14 protein-coding genes are annotated in these 17,632 nt (G+C 68.5%); 6 read left to right on the top strand and 8 right to left on the bottom strand.

All coding sequences use genetic code 11. The features are described 5' to 3' along the window. The first annotated feature begins 28 nt into the window (after positions 1-28). The gene (locus WS45_RS32285) at positions 29-613 is read left to right on the top strand and encodes an FUSC family protein (RefSeq protein ID WP_059703431.1); all 585 of its coding nucleotides are present in this window, start codon (positions 29-31) and stop codon (positions 611-613) included. A 58-nt stretch (positions 614-671) separates the two neighbouring features. Here WS45_RS32285 and WS45_RS32290 read toward each other — a convergent pair whose 3' ends face one another. Both WS45_RS32290 and msbA read right to left on the bottom strand, forming a co-directional pair. Beyond that, positions 672-1,064, bottom strand: a complete 393-nt coding sequence (locus WS45_RS32290; RefSeq protein WP_059689406.1) for an RcnB family protein — start codon at positions 1,062-1,064, stop codon at positions 672-674. 88 nt (positions 1,065-1,152) lie between these two features. Further along, positions 1,153-2,904 carry a lipid A export permease/ATP-binding protein MsbA gene (msbA, locus tag WS45_RS32295; RefSeq protein WP_059689407.1) on the bottom strand — a complete coding sequence of 584 codons (1,752 nt, stop codon included), beginning with the start codon at positions 2,902-2,904 and terminating at the stop codon, positions 1,153-1,155. Positions 2,905-3,127: 223 nt separating this feature from the next. Between msbA and WS45_RS32300 the strand changes: the two genes are divergently transcribed. The 3 genes from WS45_RS32300 to WS45_RS32310 all read left to right on the top strand — a co-directional run bounded on the left by WS45_RS32300 (position 3,128) and on the right by WS45_RS32310 (position 6,275). Beyond that, positions 3,128-3,880 carry a glycosyltransferase family 2 protein gene (locus WS45_RS32300; RefSeq protein WP_059689408.1) on the top strand — a complete coding sequence of 251 codons (753 nt, stop codon included), beginning with the start codon at positions 3,128-3,130 and terminating at the stop codon, positions 3,878-3,880. A gap of 144 nt (positions 3,881-4,024) precedes the next feature. Further along, positions 4,025-4,867 (top strand): glycosyltransferase family 2 protein, encoded by an 843-nt coding sequence (locus WS45_RS32305; RefSeq protein WP_059689409.1) that lies wholly within the window; start codon positions 4,025-4,027, stop codon positions 4,865-4,867. 127 nt (positions 4,868-4,994) lie between these two features. After that, the gene (locus WS45_RS32310) at positions 4,995-6,275 is read left to right on the top strand and encodes an O-antigen ligase family protein (RefSeq protein WP_059703432.1); all 1,281 of its coding nucleotides are present in this window, start codon (positions 4,995-4,997) and stop codon (positions 6,273-6,275) included. A 147-nt stretch (positions 6,276-6,422) separates the two neighbouring features. Here the strand turns inward: WS45_RS32310 and WS45_RS32315 are convergent, their stop codons facing one another. The 3 genes from WS45_RS32315 to dnaE form a co-directional block, all read right to left on the bottom strand. Further along, positions 6,423-7,601: a glycosyltransferase family 9 protein gene (locus WS45_RS32315; protein ID WP_059689411.1), complete on the bottom strand. Its 1,179-nt coding sequence runs from the start codon at positions 7,599-7,601 to the stop codon at positions 6,423-6,425. 196 nt (positions 7,602-7,797) lie between these two features. After that, a complete protein-coding gene (locus WS45_RS32320; RefSeq protein ID WP_059689412.1) occupies positions 7,798-8,886 on the bottom strand; it encodes a glycosyltransferase family 9 protein in 1,089 nt (362 codons plus the stop codon). A gap of 319 nt (positions 8,887-9,205) precedes the next feature. After that, positions 9,206-12,739: a DNA polymerase III subunit alpha gene (gene dnaE, locus WS45_RS32325; protein WP_059689413.1), complete on the bottom strand. Its 3,534-nt coding sequence runs from the start codon at positions 12,737-12,739 to the stop codon at positions 9,206-9,208. A gap of 222 nt (positions 12,740-12,961) precedes the next feature. On the opposite strand from dnaE, the gene WS45_RS32330 reads away from it, so the two are divergent. Together WS45_RS32330 and gluQRS are read left to right on the top strand one after the other, a co-directional pair. Next, positions 12,962-13,816 carry a sulfurtransferase gene (locus tag WS45_RS32330; RefSeq protein WP_059527299.1) on the top strand — a complete coding sequence of 285 codons (855 nt, stop codon included), beginning with the start codon at positions 12,962-12,964 and terminating at the stop codon, positions 13,814-13,816. Between the two features lie 22 nt (positions 13,817-13,838). After that, positions 13,839-14,732, top strand: coding sequence for a tRNA glutamyl-Q(34) synthetase GluQRS (gene gluQRS, locus WS45_RS32335; RefSeq protein ID WP_059689415.1), 894 nt, complete (start codon positions 13,839-13,841; stop codon positions 14,730-14,732). A gap of 245 nt (positions 14,733-14,977) precedes the next feature. Here gluQRS and WS45_RS32340 read toward each other — a convergent pair whose 3' ends face one another. The 3 genes from WS45_RS32340 to WS45_RS32350 form a co-directional block, all read right to left on the bottom strand. Beyond that, positions 14,978-16,525 carry a DEAD/DEAH box helicase gene (locus tag WS45_RS32340; RefSeq protein WP_059528283.1) on the bottom strand — a complete coding sequence of 516 codons (1,548 nt, stop codon included), beginning with the start codon at positions 16,523-16,525 and terminating at the stop codon, positions 14,978-14,980. A 431-nt stretch (positions 16,526-16,956) separates the two neighbouring features. Next, the gene (locus tag WS45_RS32345; RefSeq protein ID WP_059703434.1) at positions 16,957-17,340 is read right to left on the bottom strand and encodes an MliC family protein; all 384 of its coding nucleotides are present in this window, start codon (positions 17,338-17,340) and stop codon (positions 16,957-16,959) included. An 82-nt stretch (positions 17,341-17,422) separates the two neighbouring features. Beyond that, positions 17,423-17,617: a DUF6726 family protein gene (locus WS45_RS32350; protein ID WP_059703436.1), complete on the bottom strand. Its 195-nt coding sequence runs from the start codon at positions 17,615-17,617 to the stop codon at positions 17,423-17,425. Between the last annotated feature and the right edge of the window lie 15 nt (positions 17,618-17,632).

Raw genomic sequence — 17,632 nt, forward strand, 5'->3', positions numbered from 1 at the left:
CGCTCGCCCCGCTTCCCGGCCCGACACGATGGATACGATCAGGACACTCAACGAAGCCCGCCAGCAGATCCAGCAGTCGATCTTCGATCTGTTCAAGGGACTGACTTTCGGCGAGCGGCTCACGCAAGGCGCGCTGATGGCGTTGCAAGCCGTCTGCGGCGCGTGCCTCGCGTACATGATCGGCCGCGCGCTGCACACCGAGCAGGCCGTGTGGGCGGCGGTCACCGCGATCGCCGTCACGCAGCACAACTATTCGGACACGATGTCGCTGTCGCGCGACCAGTTCATCGGCGCGATGATCGGCGGCCTGGTCGGCTTCGCGGGCGCCGCGCTCGGCGGCGACCGCCTCGTCGCCTATGCGATCGCGGTCGCGGTCACGATCGTCAGCTGCTGGTGCCTGAACGTCGGCAGCGCGGCGCGGCTCGGCGGCGTGACCGCGACGATCGTGCTGCTGTTTCCAGGCAACGGCCCACTATGGGACATTCCGCTGATGCGGCTCGGGGAAGTGGCGCTCGGCACCGTCTGCGCGCTGGCCGTGTGCTGGGCGATGTCGCGGGTCGAGCGGCGCTGGTTCCGCCGCGCGGCGGACAAAGATAAGGACAAGGACAAGTGACGCGGCTGCCGGAACACACGCCCCGGCAGCCGGATGAATCGATGATCGGCGGCGGGTGTTACGGACCGACCCGCAGCACGATGCCCGAGCCGATCTGCACGAGCAGGTAGTCGCCGCCGACGCCCACCCAGTGATAGCCACGCGGCGGCGGGCTCAGGCGATAGCCGCGCCAGTCGTCGACCACGTACTGGCGATCGCGGAATTCGTCCGGGAGACGGTCGCCCTTGTGCCAGTCGCGGCGCGGCTGGTCGGCCCAGCGCGGCGGCACATCGTCCTCGCGATGCATCGCCTGACCCGGCGGCATGTGCTTCGGACCGTGGCCGTGCCGCATGCCCGGGCCGCCGTGGGCTCCATGGTTGTCGTCGTTGCCGTGATCCTGCGCCATCGCGGCCGGCGCTGCGAAACCCGCCGCGACCAGCGCGGCCAGCATCATCCCGTGCATCTTCTTCATTGCCCTTCCCTCCGTGTTGTCACGTCGAACCGGAAACAACGAAACCGGACCTGCCCGATGAAGACTAGCACACGGGTGCGATCCGACGTCACGCCGCCTGCTGCTGGTACTGGATCCGGTGGAGGTGCGCGTACAGCCCGCCATGGCGCAGCAGTTCGTCGTGGCTGCCCGTTTCGACGATCTTGCCGGCTTCGAGCACGAGGATCCGGTCCGCACGCTCGATCGTCGACAGCCGGTGCGCGATCACGAGCGTCGTGCGCCCTTCCATCAGCCGCTCGAGCGCGGCCTGCACGTGACGCTCGGATTCCGAATCGAGCGCCGAGGTCGCCTCGTCGAGGATCAGGATCGGCGCATCCTTGTAGATCGCGCGCGCGATCGCGAGCCGCTGCCGTTGGCCGCCCGACAGACGCATCCCGTTGCCGCCGACCAGCGTGTCGAGCCCGTCGGGCATCGCGGCGACCGCGTCGGCGAGGTTCGCGGCCTCGAGTGCCGCCTGCACGCGGGCGCGGTCGGGCGTCTGCCCGTACGCGACGTTCGCGGCGATCGTGTCGTTGAACAGCACGACGTCCTGGCTGACCATCGCCATCTGGCCGCGCAGCGCGTGGAGGTCGTAGTCGGCCACCGGCACGCCGTCGACCAGGATCGCGCCGCCCGTCGGATCGAAGAAACGTGGCAGAAGGTTGACGAGGGTCGTCTTGCCGCTGCCCGACGGCCCCGCGAGCGCGATCATCTCGCCCGGCGCGACCTTGAACGAAATGCGGTCGAGCGTCGGCCGCTCGGAGGCGCCGTAGTCGAACGACACGTCCCGGAATTCGATCTCGCCGCGCGCGTGCGGCAGCGCACGGCCGCCGCCCTGCGGCTCGGCCGGCTCGTCGATCAGCCCGAAGATCAGTTCGGCGGCCGTCATCCCGCGTTGCAGCGGCTGGTTGACGTCGATCAGGTGCTTGAGCGGCGAGATCACCAGCAGCATCGACGTGACGAACGCGACGAAGCCGCCGACCGTCGTCTGGTCGTTGGTCGACTGCACGACCGCGATCGTGATCACGACTGCGAGCGCGATCGACGCGAGGAACTGCGTCAGCGGCTGCGCGAGCCCGCCCGAGATCGTCATGCGCATCGCGTAGCCGCGCAGCCGCTTGCTCATCGTCGTGAAGCGGTCCATCTCGTACGCTTCGCCGTTGTGCACCTTCACGACCTTGTAGCCGCCGACCGTCTCCTCGACGATGTACGACAGCTCGTTGGTCAGCGTCTGATGCTCGCGGTTCAGGCGGCGCAGGCGACGGTTGATCTTGCTGACGAGCCAGCCGATGCCCGGCAGGATCACCGCGACGATCAGCGTGAGCCGCCAGTTCAGGTAGAACAGGTAGCCGAGCAGGAACACCACGGTCAGCGAGTCGCGCACGAGCGTGACCATCACACCGGTCAGCACCGACAGGATCTGGTTGACCTCGAACACGATCGCGTTGATCACGGTGCTCGCGGTCTCGCGCTGGAAGAACGACGCGCCCGTGTGGATCATCCGCTGGAACATCTCGAGCCGCAGCTGCAGCAGGATGCGGTTCGACACGTAGTTGAGCAGGTAGTTGGACGTGTACTGCGACACGCCGCGCACGAGCGCGAGGCCGATCACCGCGATCGGCACGTACCATTTCGCGCGGTCGCTGCCGTGCGAGCCGAAGCCGTGGTCGAGCAGCGGCTTGAGCAGCGCCGGGATCCCGGCTTCCGTGGCCGCGACGACGCCCATCGTCATCACGGCGAGCAGCACGATGCCGATGAGCGGCCGGATGTACGGCCACAGGCGCTTGAGGACCGTGACCGGCGACGTACCGGTGCCGTCCATCGGTTTGCGAAGAGTGTTCTGGGTTTCCAAGGCAATCCTTCTTGAGCCGCGACGCGGCGCCCGGGGCGTGACTGCCCGGAATTCACCCCGTCCGGCGGGTGCCGAAAAAGGCCCAACATTATAGCTGTACCGCCTGCGCCGGCATGGCCGTCGCCGAAGCGGCCGCCGGCCGGCGCGCGGGTATACTGCCGCTCACCGTTTTCTCCGCCTTTTCGACGATTTCATGGCAGAACCCACCCTCGGCGTCGCCCTCATCGCCCTCAACGCGGCCGCGCGGCTCGCGCAGTGCCTCGACGCGCTGACCTTCGCCGACGACGTCGTCGTGATCGACGGCGGGAGCACCGACGATACCGTCGCGATCGCCCGCGCGCACGGCGCCCGCGTGATCGTCGAGCGCGACTGGCCGGGCTTCGGCCCGCAGAAGAACCGCGCGCTCGACGCCCTCGGCACCGACTGGATCCTGTCGCTCGACACCGACGAGGTGGTCAGCCCGGAACTCGCGCAGTCGATCCGCGCGGCCATCCGCGCGCCGGCCGCGCAGGTCTATGCGCTCGACCGGCTGTCGAGCTTCTGCGGCCAGTGGATCCGCCACAGCGGCTGGTATCCCGACTGGGTGCCGCGCCTGTTCCGGCGCGGCACCGCCCGCTTCTCCGACGACCTGGTGCACGAACGGCTCGTGTTCGACACGCCCGCGCAGCGGCTGCCGGGCAAGCTGATGCACTATTCGTACGAGGATTTCGAAACCGTCGTGCGCAAGCTCGATGCGTATTCGACGGCCGGCGCGCGCCAGCGCCGCGCGGCCGGCCAGCGCGGCGGCTTCGGCAAGGCGCTCGCGCGCGGCGCATGGGCGTTCGTGCGGACCTATGTGCTGCGGCGCGGGTTTCTCGACGGCCGAGCGGGTTTCATGATCGCCGTGTTCAACGCGGAAACGGTGTATTACCGGTTCCTGAAGCTCGGCCACGAGCCGGCCCGCTGAGCGCGCGCCCCCTGCCCCGCCCCTGACGCCGCCGGCATGCGGCCGGCCCGGCGTTACAATGCCGGGCTGCCCGCGCGCCATGCGCGCCCGAGTGCGGCGCCGCGCCACGCGCCGCCGACACGACGACCACCGAATCCGACCGCCATGTTCTCCATCATCATCCCGACCTGGAACAACCTGCCGTACCTCAAGCTCGTCGTCGACAGCCTGCGCCGTCATTCGGCGTACGACCACCAGATCATCGTGCACGTGAACGACGGCTCGGACGGCACGCTCGACTGGGTGCGCAGCGAAGGCATCGAGCACACCGCGTCGCCGGCCAACATCGGCATCTGCCACGCGGTGAACCTGGCCGCCGCGCGCGCGACGCGCGACTACGTCGTCTACATGAACGACGACATGTACTGTTGCCCCGGCTGGGACGCGGCGCTCGTGCGGCGCATCGAGCAGATGCCGACCGACCTGTTCATGCTGTCCGGCACGATGGTCGAGCCCGTCGACACGCGCAACCCGTGCGTCGTCGTCAGCAATTTCGGCCGCGACGCCGAACAGTTCGACGCGGCCGGCCTCGTCGAGGCCACGCCGCGGCTCGCGCGCGCGGACTGGCTCGGCTCGACCTGGCCGCCGACGCTCGTGCACCGCGACTGGTGGAACCGCATCGGCGGCTACAGCAGCGAGCTGTCGCCGGGGATGAGCAGCGACAACGACTTCTCGATGAAATTCTGGGACGCCGGCTGCCGGATCTTCCTCGGCGTCGGCGACAGCCTCGTCTATCACTTCCAGCAGAAAAGCACGGGCAAGATCGTCAAGAACGACGGCCGCCGCCAGTTCCTCAACAAATGGGGCATGACGCAGGCCACGTTCGACCGCTATTACCTGCATCGCGGCGAGCCGGCGGGCTCGCGACTCGCGCTCGACACGCCGGCCGTCGAGGGGCGCCTGAAGCGCGCACTGCTGCGCTCGCGGATCAAGCGCGCATTCAGCTGATCCGACCCCGGAAACGGTAAAGAAACGCCCGCCGCTTCGCGTATACTGCGCGCTTCGTCCCGCGCGGTGCCGCCGGGACGCGCGGCACGGTGCCCGCATGCCGCATTCGTCCATTCGACAGGTTCCGATGCTTTCGTTTTCCGCTCCCGCCACGCGGCGCCTGACCGCCGCCCGCGCCTTCGCCGTCATCGCGCTGTGCATGGTGCCCGTCTCGACCGCGCTGACCAACGTGTTCTGCGGACTGTTCGCGGCCGCGCTCGTCATCTCCCCCGAATTCTGGCGCGACCTGCGCACGTTCGTCACCGAACCGGCGTCGCTCGCGGCGCTGCTGATCCTCGCGGCGCTGACCGCGAGCGTCACCTATACGGTCGCGCCGCACCCGAAGGCGTGGAACTGGGTCGCCAAGTACGACAAGCTGCTGCTGTTGCCGTTTGCCGTGCTCGCCTTCCGCCATTCGAACTGGGCACCGATCGTGCGACGCGCGTGGTTCGGCACGCTGTGCGCGATCCTGCTGCTGTCGACCACCAACTATCTCGGGCTGACCGCGATCGGCCCCGCGCATGCGACCGAACTGCCGCTGTCGCGTGCCTGGGTGTTCAAGAACCACATCGCGGCCGGCATGTTCGGCGCGTTGCTGTTTTACCAGGCGGCCGACCTCGCGCTGTCGGCCCGCACCGGGCTGTCGCGCGCCGCGTATGCCGGCGTCGCCGCGTGGTCGCTGATCAACGTGTTCGTGATGCTGCAGGGACGCACCGGGCAGGTCATCGCGCTGCTGCTGATCCTCGTCGTCGCGGTGCGTTTCGTGCTGTTGATGCGCCGCCAGTCGGCGCTGCGCGCGGGGCTCGCCGCCGGGGCGCTGGTCCTGGCGGGCGTCGCGCTCGTCGTCGCCGCGTGCACGGTACACAACGGCCGGCTTCTGAAGGTCGTGTCGGAAGTGCAGCAGTATCGGCAGACCGATGCGGTCACGTCGACCGGGCTGCGTCTCGAGTGGTACAAGAAGGGGCTCGAGCTGTATCGCATGCGTCCCGTGATCGGCTACGGTGCGGGCGGCCTCGAATTCGAGTTCGAGAAGCTCACGGCCGGCAAGACGGCCGCCGAAGGGCAGCTCACGTCGAATCCGCATAACGAATACCTGCTGATGGCCGTGCAGCTCGGCACGCTCGGCGTCTTGCTGTTCCTGAACCTGATCGTGCAGATCGCGCGCGGCAGCCGCGCGCTCGATCCGCGTTCGCGGCAGCTGCTGCTCGCGTGGCTCGCGATCTTCGCGATCGGCAGCCTCGCGAATTCGCTGCTGCTCGATTTCGCCGAAGGTCACCTGCTGGTGCTGCTCGCCGGCATCCTGCTCGGCTGCGGCGCGCGCACCGAAGCACTGCCCCGCGAGACGTCGGCGATCCGGCGCAGCGCGTAACGCATCATGCGACGGGCGGCACGCGATCCGCGTTGCCGCCCGCCGCAGCTTCAGCCTCTCGGGCTGCAATGGCGGCGGACGCGCGCCGTCGACGCGTCGCCGCTCCCCCGCTTTTCGAATCAGGAAACGTCAGGCCTTCAGGCGTGGTCAGTCGGAACGCGCGCGATGCAAGCGCGACGTGTCGACGACCGCGTCGGCGGCGCCCGGCGGATTCAGCCCGAGCATCTCGGCGGCCGCCGCCTTCACACGCTGCGTGCCGAGATTGACGAGGCAATCGCTATGGCTGTCGACATGGCGCTCACAGCCTTCGTGCCGGCACGGCACGCAATCGCCTTCGCCCTGCAGCAGCCACACGTTGCCGTGCCTCGCGGAGCCGCGCAACGCCCACGGGTTCTCCGTCGCCGGCCAGTGCTGCGGCCACGGCCCCCAGCGCACCGGATCGGACGGACCGAACAGCGCGATCGTGTCGGTGCCCGTCGCGGCCGCAACGTGCGTCGCGCCCGTATCGGGCCCGATGAAGAGCCGCGCACGCCGCACCAGTTCCGCGCTTTCGCCGAACGTCAGGCGGCCGACCAGATTCAGCACGTCGCCGCCCGCCTCGGCCGCGACCTGCTCCGCGTACTCGCGCTCGCGATCGGCCGGGCCGCCCGACAGCGCGATCGCAAACCCCTGCGCGCGCAGCCATTCGATCATCTCGACCCAGCCCTCGAGCCGCCATTGCTTGTAGCGGAACATCGGATACGGATGCAGCACGACGAGCGGCTTGCCGTCGCGGATCGCCGGCGATTCGGCCAGCCACGCGTCGAATCGCGCGCGCCGCGCGGGATCGTCGCCGATGCCCGGCGCGACGACCTCGGATACCGGCTCGATGCCGATCACCGGTGCGAGCGCGAGCGTGCTGACGACCGTATGCGCGGATTCGTGATGATTGATCGCGATGCCGTTCAGCATCATTCGAGTCAGCCACGTGACGCGGTTCGGATCGACGAGGCCGACGCGCTTGCGGCCGGCGAACCAGCTGTAGAAACGCGGCCGGTCGGAGCTCAGCGCCGCGCACGCGAGATCGTAGCGGCGCCACATCGACAGCGCGTCGCGCAAACGCTCCCGGAATCCCGCACGCTGCGCGACGACGATCACGCGCCGCACGTCGGGGTTGTGTTCCAGCACACCCTCGGTGCCGCGAAACACCAGCATGTCGATCTGCGCGTCGGGCCAGCGCGCCTTCAGCGAACGCACGAGCGGCGTCGTCAGCAGCACGTCGCCGATACGGCGCGGGGCTGCGACGAGGATGGTTCTGGGCGGGCGGGCGGAAGAAAACAGGGCCACGGCGATCGTTCCGTCTAGCTGGCTGGACAAGGCTCGCAATGTACAGGATTTTGCGGCCGGTGGCGTGGCGTCGGGCGCAGGCGTCGACAACGCGTCGCGGTCGGAAATTGGGGGCACCCGTCCGGTATCGCGGCAGACAACGACGCGCCGCGCACGGCGGGGTTTGCGGCCATCGTGCCGCCTGGCGTCCCGGTGGCTACGAAACGATTGCGTCGACTGCAGGTGCCGCGAAGGCAGTAGCCGGAAGCCGCACCGCGCCGTCCATCGCTGCTTCGGGCTGTCCGGCCGGCATCAACAGATGAAGCACCGCGCGCTCGAGCGCGTCGACGCCGATCGCGTCGACCGTCGCGCCGGCCCGCAGGATGATGTGCGGCACGCCGAGCGGATGCCAGCGCCGGTATTTCTCGGGACGGTCCTCGAACAGCGCGGTGACCGGCACGCCGAGCGCCGACGCGAGATGCACGGGCGCGCTGTCGGCCGACACGATCGCGTCGAGCAGGCTCGCGGCGGCCACCAGTTCGGCGACCGACGACGGCGCGACATGCCGGGCGTCCACGTCCCGCCACGTGTCGTGGTCGGCCGCGGCCGACACGGCGGGATCGCGGAACACGATCACGTCGGCGAGCGGTGCGAGCCGCCGGGCGAGGTCGCGCCATCGATCGGCCGGCCAGCGCCGCTCCGCCGCCTTGTTCGACACGAAGAGCCCGACGCGCGGCTTCATGCGTGGCCCGAGCAGCCGATACCACGTTTCCTGCAGCGCGCGGTCCGGGTGGACGGACAGCTCGAGACCGTCGAGCCCGGTGCGGCCGAGCTCGGGCACGAGCCGGAATCCCGACAGCGCCTCATGGCACATCGGCCGCGACGCGACGTGTTCGGGCTTGCGATCGTCGAATTCTGAATCGGCATCGTGCCAGCGGCAATCCTTCACGCCGAGCTGTCGCGCGAACTGGATGCTGCTGCGATGCATGCCGCCGTTCGGCACGACCACGAGGTCGAACCGCAAGCGGCGCAGCCGGCGCACGAGCCGCAGCCTGTCGAAGAGCGCGCGCATCCGTCCCGGGCGGTCGTTGCGCTCGCACTGACGGCTGTACACGTAGGTATGGACCGCGTCCACGTCCGGGTTGCCGACCAGCGCGGCCGCGTTGTAGCGGTTCGCGACGACGTGCAGTTCCGCACCGGGCCAGCGCTGTTTCAGCGCGCCGAGGAAAGCGGTCGTGCACAGCATGTCGCCCAGAAAATCAATCCGGATCACGAGGATCCGCCTCATCGGTTTCCCGTTGGCCATTGTTGTAGTCGTGCTGTCGGTTTTTTATCGTCGCGTACCGACCGGCATCACGGCGCCCTTCTCCGTGCCGGCCTCGTCGCGTGGTCGCTCGCGGCACCGCGCCGCCTCGCGTGCCGCGCTGAACCGCCCCCGTTTTCACCCGCGCGAAATCGCCCCGGCCGGCGGACATGCCCCGGCCGGCGCCGCATTTGCGTCGCGCGCGACGGATTGTATAGCGTCCGGATGACGGCCCCAAGCACCCGCCGAAATGAAAACGGCCCGCCGCACCGCACGATGGCGATGCGACGGGCCGTGCAGACGACCGTCGGGCGGCGACCGCTCAGTACGTGATTTCGACGATGCTGCCGTCGAACGTCGCGCGCAACTCCGCGAGCAGCGTGTCGCTCGGTTTGACGCGCCACGCGTCGCCGAGACGCATTTCACCCTGCGCGCGCGCGTTGCTGTAGTGAACCTGGACCGCGAGCCCGTTCGGCAGCGGCGCCTGCGGGCGACGGCCGCCGTCGCGCCCGCCGCCGCGCGGCGCCGGCGCCTCGACCGCCTGCGCGGCCGCCGGATCGTCCTTCGACACGTGCGGCTCGAGCACGCGGCGCAGCGCAGCCGCATCCGCATTGCCGTTCATCGTGAGCCGCACCGCCTGCGCGTAGCGGCTGCGCGCACGCTCGAGATCCATCACCGTGTCGGCCGTGAAACGGATGCCCCCGGTGAACGCATCGTTGCGTGCCTGCCCCTGCACGATCAGCAGTTCATCTTCCTTGAACAGCGCCTTGTTCGCCTCGAACTGCTCGTTGAAGATCGTGATCTCGCACTGGCCCGAACCGTCGTCGAGCAACGCGATCAGCATCTTGCCGCGCTGGGTCATCTGCGTACGCAGCGATGCGATGATGCCCGCGACGAGCTTGTCGCGCCCTTCCTTCAGGTCGCCGACCTTCTGCCGCACGAACCGGCGCACTTCGTCGCGATACGCATCGAACAGATGGCCGGACAGGTAGAAGCCGAGCGCGCCCTTCTCTTCTTGCAGGCGACGCTTGTCGTCCCACGCGGGTTCGTCGACGAGCGCATGCGCGTGCGGCGACTCGGCCCCCATGTCGAACAGGCCGGCCTGCATCGCGTTCGCCGCGGCCTGTTCGGCCGCTTCCATCGCGAGGGGCACCGACGCGAGCATCTGCGCGCGATTCGCGTTCAGCGAATCGAATGCGCCGGCACGGATCAGCGCCTCGACCGTGCGGCGGTTGACGACACGCCGGTCGATCCGCTCGCAGAAATCGAACAGGTCGGTGAACGGCTTTTCCTCGCGCGCGCGCAGGATTTCCTCGATCGCGTTCTGGCCGCTGCCCTTCACCGCGCCGAGACCGTAGCGGATCGTGCGCGAGCGCTTGCCGTCGGCTTCCGCGACGGGCTCGAACCGGTAATGCGACTGGTTGATGTCCGGCGGCAGCACGACGAGGTTGTTCACGACGCAGTCGTCGAACAGGATCTTCACCTTGTCGGTGTCGTCCATCGCGAGCGTCATGTTGGCCGCCATGAATTCGGCCGGATGGTGCGCCTTCAGCCACGCGGTGTAATACGCGAGCAGCGCGTAGGCCGCCGCGTGCGACTTGTTGAAGCCGTAGCCCGCGAACTTCTCCATCAGGTCGAAGATCTCGTCGGACTTCTCGCGCGTGAGGCCGTTCTTCGCCGCACCCTCCGCGAAGATCTCGCGGTGCTTGACCATCTCCTCGGGCTTCTTCTTGCCCATCGCGCGACGCAACAGGTCGGCGCCGCCGAGCGAGTAGCCGCCGATGATCTGCGCCATCTGCATCACCTGCTCCTGATAGACCATGATGCCGTAGGTCTCTTTCAGGACGGGTTCGACGCGCGGATCCGGATAGTCGACCTTCTCGCGGCCGTGCTTCCGCGCGCAGAAGCTCGGGATCAGGTCCATCGGGCCCGGACGGTACAACGACACGAGCGCGATGATGTCCTCGAAGCGGTCGGGCTGCGCGTCCTTCAGCATGCCCTGCATCCCGCGGCTTTCCAGCTGGAACACGGCGACCGTGTTGGCCTTCTTCAGGATCTGGAACGATGCCGGATCGTCGAGCGGCACCTGCGCGAGCGACCAGTCGGCCTTCGACGCATCGAGACGGCGGATGTAGCGCTCGGCCCAGTCGAGGATCGTCAGCGTCGTGAGACCCAGAAAGTCGAACTTCACGAGGCCGACGGCTTCGACGTCGTCCTTGTCGTACTGGCTGACGACACCGCCGTCGTCGCCCTGCGTGTACAGCGGACAGAAGTCGGTCAGCTTGCCGGGCGCGATCAGCACGCCGCCCGCGTGCATCCCGACGTTACGCGTCAGGCCCTCGACGCGCTGCGCGAGGTCGAGCAGCTGGTGCACTTCGTCCTCGTGGTCGTAGCGCTCCTGCAGTTGCGGCTCTTCCTTCATCGCGTCGGCGATGGTCACGTGCTTGCCGGGCTTGAACGGAATCAGCTTCGCGACGCCGTCGGTGAACATGTAGCCGAGGTCGAGCACGCGGCCGATGTCGCGCACGGCCGCCTTCGCGGCCATCGTGCCGAAGGTGGCGATCTGCGACACGGCGTCCGCGCCGTATTTTTCCTTCACGTACTGAATCACGCGATCGCGGCCGTGCTGGCAGAAGTCAATGTCGAAGTCGGGCATCGACACGCGTTCCGGATTCAGGAATCGCTCGAACAGCAGGTTGTAACGCAGCGGGTCCAGATCGGTAATGCCGAGCGCGTACGCGACCAGCGAACCGGCGCCCGAGCCGCGGCCCGGACCGACCGGCACGCCGTTGTTCTTCGCCCAGTTGATGAAGTCCGCAACGATCAGGAAGTAGCCCGGGAAGCCCATCTTCGTGATGGTCCCGCACTCGAACTCGAGCCGCTTGTAGTACGTGTCGCGCTGCGCTTCGCGCTCCGCCGCATCCGGATACAGCTGCTCGAGGCGCTTCTCGAGCCCTTCCTTCGACAGCTGGACCAGGTAGTCGTCGAGCGACATGCCGTCCGGCGTCGGAAACAGCGGCAGCTTCGGCTTGCCGAGCTCGAGCTTCAGGTTGCAGCGCTTCGCGATCTCGACCGTGTTCGCGACCGCCGACGGCAAGTCGGCGAACAGCGCGGCCATCTCGTCCTGCGTGCGGAAATACTGATCGGTCGTGAAGCGCTTCTGGCGTCGCGGATTCGCGAGCATGTCGCCTTCCGAGATGCACACGCGCGCCTCGTGCGCGGTGAAGTCGTCGTCGGTCATGAACTGCGTCGGATGCGTCGCGACGACCGGCAGCTTCAGCGACGCGGCGAGCGTCGCGGCCTGCTGGATATACGCCTCGGCGCCCGGCTGGCCGTAACGCTGCAGTTCGATGTAGAAACCGCCCGGGAAGATCTTCGCCCAGCGCTCGGCATGCCGGCGCGCGGCTTCCTCGTTACCGGCCGCGAACGCGAGCCCGATATCGCCCTGCTGCGCACCCGAGAGCGCGAGCAGCCCGTGCGAGAGCTCGCCGTCGAGCCAGCTCGCGTCGAGTTCCGCGCGGCCGCGATACTGGTTCGTGAGCCATGCCTTCGACAGCAGTTCGCACAGGTTCAGGTAGCCGACCTTGTCCTTCACCAGCAGCAGCAGGCGCGACGGTTTGTCGCGATCGTCCGGATTGGTGATCCAGACGTCGCAGCCGGCGATCGGCTTGATGCCCTTGCCGCGGGCTTCCTGGTAGAAACGGACGAGGCCGAATGCGTTGCCGAGATCGGTGAGGGCGAGCGCGCCCTGACCGTCCGCGGCCGCCGCCTTGACGATGTCGTCGAGACGCACGATGCCGTCGGCAATCGAGAATTCGGAGTGAACGCGAAGATGGACGAAGCGGGGATCTGACATGGGCGATATTGTAGCCGCGTCGTCGCGAAGGCTGCCCAAAAAATCCCCGCGCCCGGCCGTTCGGCCGATGCGAGCGACGTTGGCCGAACGGTCAGGTGCCGGCGCATGCGCAGTTTGCGGGATAATACGGGTTTTCGAATCATCGCCCCGGCTTCGCACCCTTTTTTGCGGGGCCGCCGTGCGCCCGCCGCACGGCCGCGGCCGTTTTCCCGTCGGACCATCATGACCATCGTCAACCTTGCCGCCTACCACTTCGTGTCGCTCGACGCGACCGAGCAATGGCGCCCGCTCGTCACCGCCCGCTGCAACGAACTCGGCCTGCGCGGCACGATCCTGCTCGCGCCGGAAGGCATCAACCTGTTCATCGCCGGCCCGCGCGAAGCGACCGACGCGTTCATCGACTACATCCGCCACGATCCGCTGTTCGAAGGCAAGTTCGCGACGCTGCAGTTCAAGGAGAGCCTGTCCGACTCGCAGCCGTTCCGCCGGATGCTCGTGCGCCTGAAGCGCGAGATCATCACGATGAAGAAGCCCGCGATCAAGCCGGAGCTCGGCCGCGCGCCGTCGGTCGACGCGCGCACGCTGAAGGCGTGGCTCGACCGCGGCCACGACGATGCCGGCCGCCCGGTCGTGATGCTCGACACGCGCAACGCGTTCGAAGTGGACGTCGGCACGTTCGACGACGCGCTCGACTACCGGATCGACAAGTTCAGCGAGTTCCCGGAAGTGATCGACGCGAACCGCGCCGATCTCGAGGGCAAGACGGTCGTGTCGTTCTGCACGGGCGGCATCCGCTGCGAGAAGGCGGCGATCCACATGAAGGAAATCGGCATCGAGAACGTGTACCAGCTCGAGGGCGGGATCCTGAAGTATTTCGAGGAAGTCGGCGGCGCGCACTATCACGGCGACTGCTTCGTGTTCGACTACCGCACCGCGCTGAATCCGCAACTGCAGCCGACCGAAAACGTCACGTGCTTCGCGTGCCGCGCGGTCGTCACGCCGGAAGCCCAGCAATCGCCGAGCTACGTGGCAGGCCAGTCGTGCCCGGCCTGCGCGCAGGCCGCCAGCGCCGCGTAAGCGCGCGTCGCTCCGCGCCCCGATGAACGGCTACCGCGGCCGCTTCGCGCCGTCGCCCACCGGCCCGCTGCATTTCGGCTCGCTGGTCGGTGCGCTCGCGAGCTGGCTCGACGCGCGCGCGCACGGCGGCGCATGGCTCGTGCGCATCGAGGACATCGACGGCCCGCGCACGGTGCCCGGCGCCGCCGACGACATCCTCGCGACGCTCGCGCATTTCGGCATGACGCCCGACGAGCCACCCGTGTGGCAAAGCACGCGCGAGGCCAACTATGCGGCCGCGCTCGACCGGCTCGTCGACGCAGGACTCGTCTACCCGTGCGGCTGCACGCGCAAGGAAATCGCCGATTCGCTACGTGCCGCGCACGAGCGCCACACGACGCTCGCGTACCCGGGCACCTGCCGCACCGGCCTGCACGGCAAGCCCGCGCGCGCGTGGCGGCTGCGCGTGCCGGACGGCGACGATGCGATCGTCACGTTCGACGACCGCTGGCAGCACACGCAAGCGCAGAATCTCGCGACCGACGTCGGCGATTTCGTGCTGAAGCGCGCGGACGGCCAATGGGCGTATCAGCTCGCGGTGGTGGTCGACGATGCCGACGCGGGCATCACGCACGTCGTGCGCGGCGCCGACCTGCTCGATTCGACCGCGCGCCAGATCTACCTGCAGCGTTGTCTCGGCGTGCCGACGCCCGAATACCTGCACGTGCCCGTCGTCGTCGACGCGAACGGCGAAAAGCTCAGCAAGCAGACCGGCGCGATCGCGCTCCAGCGGGACGATCCGCTGCCGGCGCTGCGGGCCGCCGCCATGCATCTCGGCCTTGCCGCCGATGGCGATCCATCGGGCGACACGATGGATGCGTTCTACGCGACCGCGACCGATGCGTGGGCGCGTCGCTTCGGGCCACACGCCGGCTGAGCCGTTCGCGGAATCCCGGTTCGCAACGACCGCGTTCCGGCATCCGTCAACGCTGAATCGACCCGAAACTGCACGCGCGCTGACGACACTGCACCGAAGCCTCCCGCCCACGCGATCAGTCATCCCTCCTCCCGGCTGCCTCGTCACGAATCGTCTCGCCCAATGAAAAACGGGCACATGCTCATCGCATGCACCCGTTTCCGCGGCAGCGCTCGCGCGCTGCACCGACCGCCTGAACCGCCCGCTTACGCCGACGGCTTGCGCGGCATTCCGAAGCCGCCGAGCAGCGCGGCGACCTGACGCTTCGGCCCCTTCTTCTCGGGCTGCTGCGCGGACTTCGTCTCTTCCGGCTGATTCGCCGGCGCCGACGGCTCGTACGGCTTCAGGAAGAAATCGTCGACCGGCGCCTCGTGACGACGGTGATGGCCGCCGCGCTCGGAACCGCCCGAACGACGCCCCGACGCACCGCGATGCTCGTCGCGCTCGCGGCGGCCGCCGCGTTCGCCGCCACGCTCACCGCCGCGATCGCCGCCACGCTCGTCGTGACGATGGCGCGCCGGCTTGTCGAGCGCGAGCGTCTGCACGTCGAGCGGACGCTTGATCAGCTTCTCGATATCGGCGAGCTGCTTGCGCTCGTTCGGGCTGCACAGCGACAGCGCATCGCCCGTCGCGCCTGCGCGGCCCGTGCGGCCGATCCGGTGCACGTAGTCTTCCGCGTTGAACGGCAGGTCGAAGTTGATCACGGCCGGCAGTTCGGCGATGTCGAGACCGCGCGCGGCCACGTCGGTCGCGACCAGCGCCTCGATTTCGCCGCGCTTGAACGCGTCGAGGGCCTGCATCCGCTCGATCTGCGTCTTGTCGCCGTGGATCGCCGACGCGACCACGCCGTCGCGCTCGAGATTGCGGGCCAGCCGGCTTGCGCCGATCTTGCTGTTGCAGAACACGATCACCTGTTTGAGCCCGCGATCGCGCAGCAGCTGCACGACGGCGGCCTGCTTGTCGCCTTCGGCGACGTCGTAGACGATCTGCGTGACGTTCGCGTTGGTCGAGTTGCTGCGCGCGACCTCGATCGTCTGCGGGTTGCGCAGGTAGGTCGATGCGAGCTTCTTGATTTCCGGCGAGAAGGTGGCCGAGAACAGCAGCGTCTGACGCTCCTTCGGCAGCAGGTTCAGGATGCGCTGCAGGTCCGGCAGGAAGCCCATGTCGAGCATCCGGTCGGCCTCGTCGAGCACGAGCATCTGCACCTGCCCGAGGTTTGCCGTTTTCTGCTGCACGTGGTCGAGCAGGCGGCCGGGCGTCGCGATCAGGATCTCGACGCCGCGGCGCAGCTCGGCCATCTGCGGGTTCATGTCGACGCCGCCGAACACCACCGCGCTGCGCAGCGGCGTGTGCTTCCCGTACGCATGCACGTTCGCGGCGACCTGGTCGGCAAGCTCGCGGGTCGGCGTGAGGATCAGCGCGCGCACCGGGTGGCGCGCGGGCGATGCGCTCGTGTTGGCCTGCGGCAGCAGCCGCTGGAGGATCGGCAGCGAGAAGCTCGCGGTCTTGCCGGTGCCCGTTTGCGCGGCGCCCATGACGTCGCGGCCGGCGAGCACGACCGGAATGGCCTGCGCCTGGATCGGCGTCGGCGTCGTATAGCCCTGCTCCGCGATGGCTTTCAGGATATCGGCGGCAAGGCCGAATTGATCGAAGGTTGCGTCGGCTGGCTTGGCGACTGAATCGGACATGGTGGCGTTTCGCTCAAAAGGCGCGGCGGGGACATCGTGCGTCAGGCCGGCCGGGCCTGCGCTCATCACATTTCGGAAGTAGACGGAGCCGCGGCGCGCCGCGCGGCGCCGCTCTGGCGCTTGGGACCGGTTCATTTCGAACATCGGGCGCCACAGGCCGTGCGGACTCCGTTCGGCGCGAATGCCGGCGGAAAGGGGCGTATTGTAGCACTGCGCAGCAATCTGTCCGTGACAACGCCGCGAACGCCCTCGGTGGCGGTTCGCGGCGAGCGCCGGCAGGCCGGGCACGGGCGGATGCGTCGAGCGACCGGGCTATCCCGATCGGCTGATGGGCAGAAATAGGGGGCGAATTCCGGGTGTGCACTTCGGAAAATCGGCAAGCGGTCGACGAGCCCGGGCGCCGCCTGCCCCGCGATCCGCTGGAGGTCGAACCCGGCAGCCCGCATCGAACGCGGCAATCGGCACGCCGGCACGGCGTATCCGATCGCGCGCGGCGCTCAGCCCTTCTTCTTTTTCTTCTTCTCGACCTGCACGCAGTCGCCCAGCAGCGGTGCCGCATTCTGGTCGGCGATCTCGTCGCGCAGCGTCCCTTCCTTGCCCTTCGTCCACCAGGTATAGCGTCCGGCCTGGTAGCGCACGCCCGACGCCGAAACGGTATCGACGAACAGCATCTGCTGCCCGTTGACCGGCACCAGCGCGAAGCTCTGGCCGTTGCCCGCGCGCCAGTACGACACGCGCACCGGCTGCTTCTGGTTCGCGCACTGATAGAGGGCCTGCTGGCGCGAATCGGCGTCGATCTCCTCGACGGTCAGTTGCGCGGCATGCGCGGCGGAAACGGCGGTGCCGGCCAGCGCGAGCGCGGCGAAGGTTTGGCGAATCATGCAGGTCCTCTCACGAGACGGGTGGAAGCGCGCCCTCGCGGGACGCGCGGTTATCGTTGGTCATGGATTGAGCGTTCGTCGCTCAGGGATCGATGACGTCGGCGCACGCGTCGGTCGGCGCGGCCGCGACATGGCCGACGACCGGCACGATCTTCAGCCCGGCCGATGCGACCCGGCACGGCGCGGCCGCGAGGCCGCACCCGGCGAGGCTCGCGACCAGCGCCAGCGCGGCGCCCATCTTGCCGATACGTCCGATCCGCCGCCATGTCGACGCCATCGCGCGCTCCCGATC

The sequence above is a fragment of the Burkholderia sp. RF2-non_BP3 genome (assembly GCF_001522185.1).
Taxonomy (GTDB): Bacteria; Pseudomonadota; Gammaproteobacteria; order Burkholderiales; family Burkholderiaceae; genus Burkholderia; species Burkholderia diffusa.